The sequence below is a fragment of the Armatimonas sp. genome (genome assembly GCF_031410135.1).
Classification (GTDB): Bacteria; Armatimonadota; Armatimonadia; order Armatimonadales; family Armatimonadaceae; genus Armatimonas.
This window is the reverse complement of record NZ_JANNYP010000655.1, coordinates 1-13,122: the sequence shown is the minus strand read 5'-3', so window position 1 is coordinate 13,122 and position 13,122 is coordinate 1. Positions and strand designations below refer to the sequence as shown.

15 protein-coding genes are annotated in these 13,122 nt (G+C 57.8%); 4 read left to right on the top strand and 11 right to left on the bottom strand.

The window, feature by feature from the left end; genetic code table 11:
• The 5 genes from RMO15_RS23995 to RMO15_RS23975 form a co-directional block, all read right to left on the bottom strand.
• Window positions 1-445: hypothetical protein (locus RMO15_RS23995; protein ID WP_309718460.1), on the bottom strand; the 445-nt coding region annotated here is incomplete at its 3' end.
• 75 nt (window positions 446-520) lie between these two features.
• Window positions 521-2,884 carry a hypothetical protein gene (locus tag RMO15_RS23990; protein ID WP_309718457.1) on the bottom strand — a complete coding sequence of 788 codons (2,364 nt, stop codon included), beginning with the start codon at window positions 2,882-2,884 and terminating at the stop codon, window positions 521-523.
• The gene (locus RMO15_RS23985) at window positions 2,881-3,441 is read right to left on the bottom strand and encodes an RNA polymerase sigma factor (RefSeq protein WP_309718453.1); all 561 of its coding nucleotides are present in this window, start codon (window positions 3,439-3,441) and stop codon (window positions 2,881-2,883) included. The genes RMO15_RS23990 and RMO15_RS23985 overlap by 4 nt, the downstream gene beginning before the upstream one ends.
• A gap of 70 nt (window positions 3,442-3,511) precedes the next feature.
• On the bottom strand, window positions 3,512-4,051 hold the full coding sequence (locus RMO15_RS23980; protein ID WP_309718450.1) for a tyrosine-protein phosphatase: 540 nt from the start codon (window positions 4,049-4,051) through the stop codon (window positions 3,512-3,514).
• Between the two features lie 235 nt (window positions 4,052-4,286).
• Window positions 4,287-5,735, bottom strand: coding sequence for an alpha-N-arabinofuranosidase (locus RMO15_RS23975; RefSeq protein ID WP_309718447.1), 1,449 nt, complete (start codon window positions 5,733-5,735; stop codon window positions 4,287-4,289).
• Between the two features lie 124 nt (window positions 5,736-5,859).
• On the opposite strand from RMO15_RS23975, the gene RMO15_RS23970 reads away from it, so the two are divergent.
• The 4 genes from RMO15_RS23970 (at window position 5,860) to RMO15_RS23955 (ending at window position 7,938) form a co-directional block, all read left to right on the top strand.
• Entirely contained in the window at window positions 5,860-6,609 is a 750-nt protein-coding gene (locus tag RMO15_RS23970) for a DUF1559 domain-containing protein (RefSeq protein WP_309718444.1), read from the top strand.
• Between the two features lie 23 nt (window positions 6,610-6,632).
• Complete coding sequence (locus tag RMO15_RS23965) at window positions 6,633-6,839, top strand: hypothetical protein (RefSeq protein WP_309718442.1); 207 nt, start codon at window positions 6,633-6,635, stop codon at window positions 6,837-6,839.
• A gap of 130 nt (window positions 6,840-6,969) precedes the next feature.
• Window positions 6,970-7,722 (top strand): DUF1559 domain-containing protein, encoded by a 753-nt coding sequence (locus tag RMO15_RS23960; protein ID WP_309718439.1) that lies wholly within the window; start codon window positions 6,970-6,972, stop codon window positions 7,720-7,722.
• Between the two features lie 9 nt (window positions 7,723-7,731).
• Window positions 7,732-7,938, top strand: a complete 207-nt coding sequence (locus RMO15_RS23955) for a hypothetical protein (protein WP_309718436.1) — start codon at window positions 7,732-7,734, stop codon at window positions 7,936-7,938.
• A 38-nt stretch (window positions 7,939-7,976) separates the two neighbouring features.
• Here RMO15_RS23955 and RMO15_RS23950 read toward each other — a convergent pair whose 3' ends face one another.
• From RMO15_RS23950 to RMO15_RS23925, 6 genes are all read right to left on the bottom strand, one after another.
• On the bottom strand, window positions 7,977-9,080 hold the full coding sequence (locus RMO15_RS23950) for a zf-HC2 domain-containing protein (protein ID WP_309718432.1): 1,104 nt from the start codon (window positions 9,078-9,080) through the stop codon (window positions 7,977-7,979).
• Window positions 9,077-10,081 (bottom strand): hypothetical protein, encoded by a 1,005-nt coding sequence (locus RMO15_RS23945; protein WP_309718429.1) that lies wholly within the window; start codon window positions 10,079-10,081, stop codon window positions 9,077-9,079. The genes RMO15_RS23950 and RMO15_RS23945 overlap by 4 nt, the downstream gene beginning before the upstream one ends.
• Window positions 10,082-10,102: 21 nt before the next feature.
• Window positions 10,103-10,675, bottom strand: coding sequence for a hypothetical protein (locus RMO15_RS23940; RefSeq protein ID WP_309718427.1), 573 nt, complete (start codon window positions 10,673-10,675; stop codon window positions 10,103-10,105).
• A gap of 8 nt (window positions 10,676-10,683) precedes the next feature.
• A complete protein-coding gene (locus RMO15_RS23935) occupies window positions 10,684-11,454 on the bottom strand; it encodes a sugar phosphate isomerase/epimerase (protein WP_309718424.1) in 771 nt (256 codons plus the stop codon).
• A 51-nt stretch (window positions 11,455-11,505) separates the two neighbouring features.
• A complete protein-coding gene (locus RMO15_RS23930; RefSeq protein WP_309718420.1) occupies window positions 11,506-12,357 on the bottom strand; it encodes an alpha/beta hydrolase in 852 nt (283 codons plus the stop codon).
• 9 nt (window positions 12,358-12,366) lie between these two features.
• Window positions 12,367-13,122 (bottom strand): alpha-L-fucosidase (locus tag RMO15_RS23925; protein ID WP_309718417.1); only part of this gene is annotated, 756 nt, incomplete at its 5' end.

Genomic DNA, 13,122 nt, shown 5'->3' with positions numbered 1-13,122 from the left:
AAGTCGGCTTGGTATTGACCACATCGGGCTTCTTTGTCCCCAGAAACGCCGAGACCTCCAGGCCACGCGTCCCGACATTATAAGAGCCCGTCATGGAGATGCGGACACTTCCCTTCTGCGTCACTGCCCCAATAGGTACCGTCAGATCAAAGTCAGTGCTCTCGCCTGCCTTGATGTACTTTCGAAAGGTCTTCGCCTCACCACTGGCTTGTATGGTGACAATCACATCGGCTCCAAAGCCTCCCTCCATGGTTGCTTTGCCTGTCACTCTCAGCGCACCATTCCCCAGAGCACCTTCGAGTGCCCGACGCGTGGTAAAGCCAGGTGTGTCTGTCACCTTGCTAATAAATGCCCCTGAGATGGAGTATGTGATCTGCATCCCATTGAACGGCTCGGCAGGATAGACCCCTGCCGTCTGAACCAAATTGAGAAAATGCCCTCGCATAAAATACCCCCTTCTTACAGACTTGTTGTAAGTGTTTTTCCGGGGGATTTCCTCTGCAATTTAGCAGATTCTCAATTAATCCGGTGTATTGATTGTGGTGCTACCGGGGCCGGATTTTTTGATCATCTGCTTGGTTCCTGATTCGGTGGGGATACGGAACTCAAAGAGATAGGGATCTTCACCAGGCTTCTTCGTAGCGCCCGGCGCGGGGGCCATGAACCGAAGCACAGCACTGGTTTCCAGGCTCTTCAAGAAGACATCGCTGACCGTGCCTTTTTGAATGGCTTCCTGAATATCGCTATTGTGCTGGTAGGCTCCCTGAAGGAACTTCTGTCGTCCATCCATCCCAAGCTGGTTGTAGCGGATGCCGGTCTCGCTCTGCATCGCCGTGCGAAGTGGCGTGGGAAGGGTGTCGTAGAAGCGCCAGATAGGTCGGAGGTTCTCGGCCTGTACCCAGCTCCACTCCTCTAGGCCATAGAGAACTTTCGCGCCCTCACCCATCGTGCTGGCATTGAGCTGATCGTCGGTAAGGCGGGAGATCTCGCGTAGCTCGTCGGGCGTGAGGCTTCCTGCTTTTTTCCGCTGCGCTGCCCATTTTTCCAGCAAGCGCCCCGGCACTTCCTTGAGACGCATGTTGAAAAAGTCCGTCGAGCGAAACGTCAGCCAGCCCTCTTTCTCGTCCCAGCGCAGGCGCAGGGGATCGCAGGTGCGGGTGAGGACATCAAAGAGCGAGCCTTTGGCAACTTGGTGGGGCACCAGGCGCGTGAAGTAGTCGCCTAGGACATCTTTACCCGTCGCTTTGTGGATCGCCTCCAGCGCATCCCCTGAGGTCCAGACCTCCTCGCTGACTTGCTTTCTGTCTCGCTGTACCTCGCGGGTCTTGTGGCTACCCGACAGCTCGACAGGCTTCTGGAAAGTGGGGAGCTTCTTCTTGCTCGCATTGGCCTCGGCGTTCTTGGGAGAGCTGGCGCTGGGGCTAATTCCCACGGCGATAGGAGTGCCGCTCATCGCTCCTCCTTTACCCTGGGTGAAGCCAGTGTGCGCGATCAGCGAGACCTCGCCGAGCTCGTTGCGCTGCATGTCCAGCATCATGCTCGGCTGTGCCCCAACTTCTGCTGGAGACTTGCCTGCGGGCTTCTTATCTTTGTAGTAGCTTCGACTATTCGACATCGAGATGCTACCATCTTCGATAAAGGCATGGCCGGTCATGGAGTTCAAGGTGCTAGTTGCCAGCTCTTTAGGAAGCTCTCGCCCTCCCTGACCATAGTAGAGCTTCTTGCCCGCCTGGAGCGCCGCCTGATCGTCGGCCTCCAGCCCCGCATAGAGCCGCGCTGGCCCCCACGCTAGCCCTCCCATCATCTCCAGCTTCTCTTTTTCTTTTCCCTCGGCGTGCTCGGCAGCCTCGCGGGCCTGCTCGGGCGACATGTCAAAGTACTTCTTCAAGCCCTCCATCTCCCGGTCTAGTGCGAGAAGCGCCTCGTTCTTGTCTTTGTTGCGTAGCTCTTCCTCCAAGAACTGATTGCGCAGAGGTTGCTTGAGGCGATACACAAACTCAGGCTCGCTGCCGGTGCGCTCCCAGACAAAGCCAAAGTGCTGAGTGACCTGGCGCATGAGATCCCGCAGAGGCTTGTCTTTGCAGAACACCGTGAGCGTGTCATCGGCCACGGAGCGCGTGGCGGAGATATTGACGCCTGTTTCTTTGGCAATGGCATCGAGCAGCTCGCCAAACGAGATCGCTTTCTGGGCGAGGGTGACGCGCTTCTGGAGCCGGGAGTCGGAGATGGCTTTCTCATCCTGGTAGGCCCGCAGTGCCGCACTATCGGCAGCGGAGTCTGCGCCTGCCAGCTTGGGAAGGGGCACCTCCACAAAGCTATCCGCGCCTTTCACCTCAGGAAGCTGGAGTTTGAGGGAGTCGGCATCGCTGCGCACAAACTCGGCGACGCGCTGAGTGTAGGCATCAAAGCCATCTGCCTGAAGGTAAGCAGTATCGTCCCCAAGTGGCCGGAAGACGGGCTTTGGCGTGGGTGAGATCAAGACACGCTTAGCGGCCATCTCCCCGCCCTCGTTCCTCGGGCGACCCTCTTCCCGTATTCGCTCCTTCGTCGCCGGAAGAGGGTTTGGTTGCCCCTCTTCCGGCGAGCTTGCGAGCAAACTGGGGAAGAGGGGACGGAGCGAGGAACGAGGGCGGGGAGATGGCAAATCAGCAGATGGCTCTGGCACCTGCGCCATGAAGATCCCGACAGCTGCCGCTCCCGCGAGCATCGTTCCACCGCCCAGCGCCAGCCAGCGGCGTGGGGGGCTTTTGAGTATTCGGGCGGGAGCTTGGTACTGCTCTTTCTGGAACTGGGTCAGTGCCGCATGGAGCGTCGTCTTGTCGGCGCGCTCGCGCTCGCGGAGGGCGGCATCTAGCTCGCCTAAAATCTCGTCTTTTCGGCTCATACTCTTGCCTCTTCGTCTGCTTTTTTCTGTGCCCATTTTTCCAGCGCGGTGCGTGCGCGAAACAGTTCTACTTTGACACGAGCGGCGCTCCAGCCCTGCGCCTGCCCGATCTCCTCCAGTGTCCAGCCCTCGGCCTTGAGCAGAAGGGCCACCCGGCGCGGCGCGGAGAGCGTTGCCAGTGCCTCGGTGAGTAGTGCTTGTCGAACAACCATACGCTCGGGGGAGGGGGTGGAGAGGGGAGTGACGCTCTCTTCAAGAGAGGACTCCAAGGGGTATTTCTTCTGGCGAGCGGCGCAAACATGCACCGCGATCTTCACCAGCCAGGTCTTAAGGCTCGCCTCGCCACGAAAGCTCTCTAGGCCGCGCAGTGCCCTGAGGAAGGTTTCTTGGACGGCGTCCTCGGCGTCTTCACGTCGCCCCAGCATTCCTCGGCAGACGGCACGCAGGGTCGGCTCATGAGGCAGCAAGAGCTGCTCAATGGCGTTCGCATCGCCCCCTCGTGCCGCCGAGAGCAGGGTTGTATTTGGTGGTGCGGCAATGGGCCGCGTCTCTGCCATAACCATGGGATTCTCCTGTTATGATAGAGCATAGGACACGCCAAAAAGAATACAGTGCGGAAAGATATTTTTACGCTGAGGCAGCTTGCCGTAGAACACGCACCGACGAAGTGCGCTTGAGCTGATGGGTGTAGAAGCAGATATCGCGGGCAAGAACCTCGAAGCGCGGATTGAAGCCGCCCCGTAGCAGCTCCACACCTGCCCGAGATAGCTCCCATCCCTGCACAACCGTCCGATAGAGCGCGATAATCGCTCCTGAGCGGTCACAACCCTGGCGGCAGTGCAGATAAGTTGGGGCGGCACAAAGCAGTGTTAGGAGTCGCTCGACCGTGGGAAAGTCCGGGAGTTCTTCGTCCATCGGCACTGAGATATAGTCTAGTCCGATTTCCTGACAGAGTGCCGCCTCGTTCCCCGTTGTCTCAAAAGGCTGACGCAGATCCACGATTTGCTGAATCCCGCGTGCCTTGAGAACCTGAAGCTGTGCTTCCGAGGGCACTCCCCCATAAAAGAGATCCTCCGCGACCTGTCGAATTCGCACGGAGCGTCGTATTTTCATCCGCAAGAGCATGGTTGCCATTGGACTGGCAAAGAGTGAGCACATCTTCTTCATAACGTCCCAACTTCCAAATTTCCACCATTGCGCCTCTTGCGATCCCTAAAATAATCAGGGGGTGTTTATACCACTTCCTATGGTAATTTAAACTAATTTTGTTGGATATATTCTTGGAATGTAAGACTCTAAAAAAGAGTATATTCATTACAAACAAGTACTAATACTAGTTTATAATGACATTATCCGACCGAAGCAAGTGCCAGGTCATGTACTCGTAGCCGAATCGCGTTTTTTATTTAATCGTAAGCGCTGTAACCGAGCGAGCAGGCACCGTGAGAGTAAGCGTGTTACCCGAGAGCGTGATGTCATCGAATAGCTTGGGCGCGATGGCATTGGGATTGGCCGCCGTGTTGTGCATGTCCAGCGCATCAGCGGTGAGCGTGCGGCCCGTGACGGCGCTAAATGCCCCGCCAAGACTCACCGTGAGGGGCTGCGCGTCCGAGGCGTGCAGATTGCAGATCGTGAGCAACACACTGCCATCGGCGGCTTTCGAAGCCGAGGCATGGAGCGTGGGAAGCGTCTTGCCCTCTAGCGTGTACTCGCTGCAAGTTAAGTGTAGCGGGATGCTTTTCGCGTCCTGGTGGCCCTTGTACATCTCAAAGACATGCCACGTCGGAGTCTTGATCAGCGTCGGGCCATCGGTGAGGAGTACGGCTTGCAGTACGTTTACCGTCTGCGCGAGATTGGCCATGTGCACCCGCTCGGCGTGGCTGTGGAACAGATGCAAGTGAATCCCCGCGACCAGCGCATCGCGGAGTGTGTTCTGCTGGTAGAGGAAGCCGGGGTTCGTGCCGGGCTCAACATCAAACCAGGTGCCCCACTCATCCACGATCAGCCCGATCTTGCGCTGGGGGTCGTAGTGGTCCATCAGAGCTCCGTGGCGCTCTAAAAGCTCGCCCATCTTGAACGTCCGCTGGAGCGTGTCGAACCAGCCTGCCTCGTCAAAGCCTGTCGCGGGGCCTTTCTCATTCCAGTTGGTGGTGTAGTAGTGTAGCGAGAGCCCCTGCATGAGGTGATGAGGCGTGTTCTTGAGCAGCGTCTCCGTCCACTTGTAGTCATCCACATTGGCACCGCAGGCGATCTTATAGGGCTTATTGCCCCCGTAGTTGCGGCAGTAGGTGGCGTAGCGGCGGAACTCGTCGGCGTAGAACTCCGGGCGCATGTGGCCGCCACAGCCCCAGCTCTCGTTGCCCACACCCCAGTACTTCACGTTCCAAGGCTGTACGCGGCCATTGGCGCGACGCTCATCGGCGCGGGGCGAGACACCCTCAAAGTTGACATACTCCACCCACTCGGCCAGCTCCTGAACCGTGCCACTGCCGACGTTGCCGCAGATATATGGTTCGGTCTCTAAGCGCTCACAGAGATCCAAGAACTCATGCGTGCCAAAGTGGTTGTTCTCGGTGACGCCCCCCCAGTTCGTATTGACCATGCTCGGACGGCTCTCATGGGGGCCGATCCCATCGCGCCAGTGGTACTCATCGGCGAAGCAACCACCCGGCCAGCGCAGATTGGGAATCTGGATCTCGCGCAGCGCCTCGATCACATCCTCGCGGAACGTATCGTCGGCGTTCCAGAAGCCTCCGTAGATGCAACGGCCTAGGTGCTCGGAGAAGTGGCCGTAGATATGCCGCGAAATGGTAGTGACGGCTTCGTCGGGGTGGAGAGAGAGCGTGTTCATGGCGGGGATTATACCTTCGGAAAAAACGCTTGCACTCAATATTTCAACTCGGTTATACTAGCGGCGGTTGGTATTGGTTCATTGTTTGATCTCAATGTCTATTTGGCTTAGGAGGCCAGTTTCCATGAAGAACATTTCCTACACCTCTCCTCGGAGAGGCTTTACGCTTATTGAACTTCTTGTGGTGATCGCCATTATCGCGATTCTCGCCGCTATTCTCTTCCCCGTCTTTGCCCAAGCCCGTGAAAAAGCCCGTCAGAGTGTCTGCTTATCGAATAATAAACAAATCGGTACAGCAATGATGATGTATGTCCAAGACTACGATGAGATGTTTCCCTCGCAATCCTATAACGGCACTACCAACGCCGCTCTAGGCGGGCAGCCCGTGGATGGTATGCCTGTAGTGGGCTCCGGGATCGTCAACTCGTTTGGCTGGAACTACAAAGATCGAGTGTTGCCCTATACGAAAAACGAGCAAATCTGGCTCTGTCCCACCAACAAACCCAACGGTGCCCTCAGGACAGCGGCTCCTAACATGGGCTACCACATGAATGGTAATGTCTTTACACCCCAGGGACTCTCGGTGGCGGCCATGGTGGCTCCTGCCAATCTTATGATCATGCGCGAGAGTGGCCAAGGTTTTGTCTTTAACCGTGCGTATTTGCGCCCTATTCCCGGTCTCTGCGATGACACGCCCGCTTATGAGACCAATGCTGCCAACTTTATGCCTCACTCCAAGGGCTATAATATTGCCTTCGGCGATGGTCATGCCAAGTGGTACCGATCCGGTGGAGCCAAGGCTCTGGCGCACTTTCCTAAGGACGAAGACAACAGCGGTAGCCGTAACCCCGGCGTGACTTATTGCACGCCTTAAGAATAAACAAACAAGGAAAAACCATGAAAAAATTTGTCTTTTCTCTCATCGTGCTAGCAGCGTTGCTCACCGGATGCGCTAAAAAAGAAGAAGTCTCTGCGACTCCGCCCGAAGGCCCACCCGTAGCAGGAACAGCGGGTAATGCCGCACCCGGTGCACCACCTGCTACCCTAAATGGTGGGGCAGCCGTGGGCCCGGATGGCAAGCCTTTAACAGGGGCAGGGAAATAACCACGGGGAGATTGTGCCCGCAGAAAAAACGGGTTGCACTCAATATTGCAATTCGGTTATACTAGCGGCTGTTGGTATTGGTTCATTGTTTGATCTCAATATATCTATCTGGCTTAGGAGGCCAGTTTCCATGAAGAACATTTCCTACGCCTCTCCTCGGAGAGGCTTTACACTTATTGAACTTCTTGTGGTGATCGCCATTATCGCGATTCTCGCCGCTATTCTCTTTCCCGTCTTTGCCCAAGCCCGTGAAAAAGCCCGTCAGAGTGTCTGCCTATCTAATCTGAAGCAGATTGGCACCGCAATGATGATGTATGTCCAAGACTACGATGAGATGTTTCCCTCGCAATCGTATGATGGTACCAGCTATGCTGCTCTCGGCGGGCAGCCCGTGGATGGTATGCCTGTCGTGGGCTCAGGGATCGTCAATTCGTTTGGCTGGAACTACAAAGACCGGGTTTTGCCCTACACCAAAAACGAGCAGATCTGGCTCTGTCCCACCAATATTCCCAATGGCACTCTAAGAACAGCGGCTCCCAATGTTGGCTATCACTTTAATGGGAATGTCTTCTTACCACAGGGACTTGCTCTGGCAGCGATAGTCGCTCCCGCCAATCTCTATATCGGACGGGAGAGCGGCAGGGGCTTTGTCTTCAATCGTGCGTATCTGCGCCCGATTCCTGGCCGCTGTGACGACGTGATTGCCTACGAAGCCAACAACGCTATCAACGTTATGCCCCACTCAAAAGGCTACAATCTCCCCTTCGCCGATGGCCATGCGAAGTGGTACCGCTCAGGTGGAACCAAAGCTTTGGCCCACTTTCCTAAGGACGAAGACAATAGTGTCCTGAGGAATCCTGGCGTGATTAACTGTGTTCCTTAAGGAAAAATCATGAAAAAATTTGTCTTTTCTCTCATTGTGCTAGCGGCATTGCTTACTGGATGCGCTAAAAAAGAAGAAGTCTCTGCGACTCCACCAGAAGGCCCACCCGCAGCGGGAACAGCGGGTAATGCCGCACCTGGTGCACCACCTGCCACCCTAAATGGCGGGGCCGCCGTAGGCCCGGATGGCAAGCCTCTAACAGGGGCAGGGAAATAACCAGAAAATAAAAGCCGGGGGCAAGTTGCCCCCGGCTTTTATTTTTTCAGAACTGTCTCAGCGCTCTCTTTGAGGGCTGTAGCATCTGTGGGGAAGCCTTGGCGCTCTAGCTCGGCGGCGAGGGTTTTGAGCTGGTCACTGAGTTTGGTGGCATCCTCTTCGGAGGCAATGGTAACATCGCCGGTGCGTATCTCGCCTAGGGGCTGGTTGTCACGATCCTGTGGGGCGGCACTCCAGCGGTAGGTCTCGCCACGCAAGAGAGCTGCTGCCACACGCCACTCTTCCCGACGAAGTTGGGTCTTGACCACGGACTTTCCACTGGCATCGGTGAGCTCGACGGCGTAGTGATGGGCGCGAGCGGCGGGCTTCCAGGTGATCGTGGGATGGACGGAGAGCGAGCGACTTCCGCCTTTATCCAGAGTGAGTGCACCGGGCTCTAGGAGGCGCTCTCCTGCGGGCGACTTGGCTTGCGCCGAAGGCGCGGCAAGTGGTGCCGGAGCCTTGCGAAGGGCTTGGATTTGTTTTTCCAGAGCCGCGATCTTGCCCTGATCCTGCGCCAAGCGTCGCTCATAGGCGGCTTGAATGACCGCCACACTTCCCGCCGGTTTTGGCTCCGAGGCAGAAGGAGCAGGCGTGGCAGTGGCACGGGAAGGGGCACTACGAGAGATCGTGCCGTAGATCGCCCCCAGCCCCAGCGCATTGACTCCCAGAAAGAGCGAGGCAATCAAGAGAGTTGGGCGAGGACGGGCTGCCGGTTCGGCGGGAGCGCGACGCGGTGTTTTAGGTGGCGGCGGAGTGACTTTTTCAGGCATAAAAATGGGGTCGGGAGCGCTGGCCACTTCCTGCAGCGGAGCGACAGAGAGGCGAAGGGGTGGCGGTGGGTCCGATAGTTCAGGGGTGTCTTCCAGCTCTGTCATCACCAGTGTGGGGGTTGGAGCAGAAGGAATCGCTTTGGCAAAGTGCTGGAGCATGAGAAAGTCTTCCCGACACTGTGAGCAAGCCTCTAAATGTGCCTCGATCCGGTTTTTCTCGCGCGGACTAACGCGCTCCTCAACATAGCCTAGCAAAAGCTCGTCGCTAGGGTGTGGCGTAAAGCCGACAACACTCCGATAGAACGTCGAGACTGTCTTAAGCTCATTCATGACGGGTGACCTTGCCCCCAGAGCTGAAGCTGGGCCTGAACCAGATGGCGGGCGGTTTGCCGGTGCTGGCGAACACTCTCGGGCGTGAGCTTGACGAGCTCCGCGAGGCGCTCATCGTCGCAGGGGAGCTCCCGCAACAAGAGCGGAAACGAGCGCACGCCAATCTCCAGCGCCTGGGCTAGCTCTGCCTCCGAGACAATTCCCTGCTCGGTCAGGAGTAAAAGCAGACTCTTGCCTTCCTCGTTGTGTGCCCCTAGTACCAGAATCAGGCGCTGGCGAACCGGAAGCGCCAGAAGCTCCTCCCAGAGCTGGCGCAGCAGATAGACCGCCTCAATCTTCTCCGCGAGCAACAAGCGCTCGTCTACGGGGGCCAGGGCTGGCCGAGGAACCTCATTGAGCGCTGCCACTACGGAGACCAGCGGCACCACGGGAACCAGATGCCCCATTCCCCCTAGCAAGCGCTCCAGAAGCTGGGGGAGGTAGTCGGTGGCCTGGAGATCTAGCCCCAATAAGAAAGGACGAGCCAGTGCGACCGGCTCGGCTTGAAGGCGACGCCAGCGGGGGCTATCTATCTGCCTTCTTGCTTTCTGCATCCCCGTAAGAAGAAGCCCACCGGCATCTTTTCGAAGCTGGAACCGGTCAGCGCGGTTGCGCAGAACATAGAGAATCAGGAGCTGAAGCTGCCGCCTTCTAGGGTCCTGTTCATTGAGCTGCTGTGCCGCGTACTCATAGGCCACCGCCTCCGTGAGGCGCTCCAGATCGGGGAGCGGGGGGCCTTGTTCTGGAAGCAGGCTCAGGTGCTGGTGAAGCTTTCCTCGTGCCTCTTGCTTGAGGGCACTCTCCCGAATCCCCTGGGTCTCCAGCGTGCGCTCCAGATGCGGCACCAGAAGCTGCTCTAGCTGAATCAAGCTACGCCGGGTCGTCTTACTATCTTGCGCCTCCAGAAAGCGTGCCCCTAGACGTTGCCGTTGCCACTGCCTCCGATCCCAAATCATTGCCATCGTGGACATTGTACCAAATCGCTAAAGTGCGGCGGCTTTTACGGCTTGGAGCGTCGCAACGAGCTTCTCTAGTGCCTCAGGGCCGTCTTCGGGCCGCCAAGCGGGCACATGGATAAAGGCAGCAGGAAACGGGAGAGCCGCATGGAGGGCTTGGTAGGCTACATGGTTACACAAAAACGAGCCCGCTGAGAGGCTTACCTGCACCGGTAGCGGCGTCTTGCCCTCCAAGACCAGCGCGACTTGTGCGACTTTAAGGCTGGCAAAGTAGGCATCAGGGCCACCTTCCACAATCGCCGTATCGCGCGGTTGCTCCCCGAGGTTATCGGGGAGCCGGTAGTCGTCCCAGTTGATCGCCACTTTCTCCAAGCGCACGATCTGCGGTTCGCGGCCCGCTTCTCCAAGCATCAGCCAGAGTGTGGGGACTTCGGGTAGCGCCGCGAGAGCTGCCTGCGCCGCACTCCATGCTTGTGCACGTGCCACCGGCAAGATCACAAGCGCAATTTCCGGGTCGCGTGTGGCCCAACGCAACGCCGCCTGCTGGGAGCCATTGACCGTGGAGCTGCCAAAGGGCTCAAACGCCGTGACAAAAACCATCCGAGGAGCTACTTGCCCATCGCCTTGACGTTTTCCAGGCACCGCTCGATTCCCTCTAGGGCAGGCAGGGCACTGTCTTCGTACTCGACGATGTACCACTCGGTGTTGCCATTGGTCTCGCACTCGGTGAAGATTTCTTTGAAGGGAACATCGCCATCCCCAACCGGCGGGGCATAGGAGTCGTTGGCAATATCGTAGTCTTTTAGATGAATCGTGAGGGCGCGACCGGGGTAGCGGGTGAGAAAGTCCAGAGCATTGGCCGACGAGCCACCATGAAGCGCATTGCCGGTATCGAACTGCATCACAATCTCTTTGTTGGTGTTGCCAAAGAACGTGTCCCAGGGCAACTCCCCGCCTTCGGTAAACGGCTTGAACTCGGTGTGATGGTTATGGTAGCCGGTCACCATGCCGTACGGCGCAAGCTTTGCGCTAATCTCATTGAACACTTTGGCCGTTTCGAGCCACGCCTCTGTAGAGTTGGTCCACTTCGAGGCTAAACCGGGGACGATCAGAAATTTATTGCCCAGGGTCTTGTGAAAGGCCACCGATGCCTCAAAGTTCTCCCCGAGGAGCGTGTCAATTCCGACGTGGGCACCTGCGCACTGCAGGCCGTGCTCGTCAAGAAGTGCCTTAAGGGTCGCTGCATCGTTACCGTACCAGCCGGCAAACTCCACGCCCTGGTAGCCCATCGCCTTGATCTTCGTCAGTGTCCCCACAAGGTCTTTCTCACACTCGTGGCGTACCGAGTAGAGCTGCACTGCAATTGGAATTCTTGTCATGGCCTCTGGTTCGACGGTGTGCCAAAGATTTCCTGCCCGAAGCTCTTCGTGTTATCGAGGCTTGAGATGCTTGTCGAAAAAGCTGGTGACAATCGGACGCAAGTCCATAGCGAGGGGCTTCTTGTTCCAAGTTTGCAGGTCAAACGTGTGGCCTGCACCGGGGACGATAATCAGCTGGTGCTCTAGCTTGAGTTCGGTGAGGCGCTTGTCTAAGTCGCGCGACTGATCAATATCCACCGTGGTGTCTTTATCGCCGTGGAGAATCAGAATCGGAGGAATGCCACGTTTGAGGTGCGTGATGGGCGAGGCGAGGGCGCGGTCGGCGTCGGAGAGGGTGGCTTTATCGCCAAATACGGCATCCGACGGCACGCGTTTTTCGAGCGGCGTGCCATCGGGAGAGATCTGCTTGCGGCTGCGAATGTCCGAGATGCCGTAGAGATCGATCACTGCCTGCACCCGGCTGGAGATTCCGGGATAGGGCGCAAGCGGCTCTAGCTCGCGCAGGCCGTCGGTGACGCCCAGCATCAGCGCGAGATGTCCGCCTGCTGAGCCGCCGATGACACCGATGTGGTTCACGTCAATGCCCAGCTTGTCGGCGTTGGCCCGCAGGTAGCGCACGGCATTCTTGCAGTCCCAGACATTGGTCGGCCAGCGATTCTCTTTGTCTAAACGGTAGTCAATGCTAATGCAGACATAGCCCGCCTTGGCCAGAGTCGTGCCGATATTGAGCTCACGGTTTGCCGATTTGCTGCCTCCCGTCCAGCCGCCGCCGTGGATTATCACCACGCCCGGTGAGCGTGTCCCCGGCGCACGGTTGGGTGGCAGGTAGAGATCGAGCTTCTCTTTCCGATCCGGAGTAAGAAACGCGACATCGCGCTGAATAGCAGCTTCTTGGCGAAACATAAACCTCTCCTACTTCAGGAAAATCTCGATCACAGGCACGGTGACATTGGGCTTCTGGATTGGGAGACGCAGGGCCAGCGAGGCGCGCTTGTTGTCCCCCGAGAAGTCGTGCTGCCAGGGCTCGATATCTTTCATCAATACTTCAGACGCATCGTTGAGGAGCTGGGCGTACTCCACCCGCGCCGGGTCAAGACCATCGAGGTAGAGCTGACCGAAGGGCCAAGCGAGTACGTGGACATAGAGCCGGTTGGTGGTGGGGTTGTAGGTGTAGCGGCAGTCGCGGGGAGCCTCGCCCAGCTCGGTGGGAGCCTGGGTGCAGCCGTAGATCGCGCGGGAGTGGCGCTTCATCCACTCGCCCATGCCTTGCAGACGGTCCAGCGCCCGCACATCGAACTCCCCGCGCCCGGTGGGGCCGACATTGAGGAGCAAGTTGCCGCCCTTGCTCACCGTGTCGATCAGCATCTGGATCAGCATCTCTAAAGACTTCCAGCTGGACTCGTCGCGGTGGTAGCCCCACGAGCCGCTGAAGGTCTGGCAGGCTTCCCAGGTGACGGGCTTGCCCTGGAACTGCACCCACTGGCGCGGCTGGAACTGCTCCGGGGTCTTGATGTCCCACCCCGCCTCTAGGTCCAAGCGGTCGTTGAGGATAATGCCGGGCTGCAACTCACGGATCAGCTTATAAAGATTCTCGCTGTCCCACTCCGCGCGGCCCTTGGCGGGCGGGTAGGAGAAGTCGCACCAGAGGATGTCTATTTTTCCAAACTC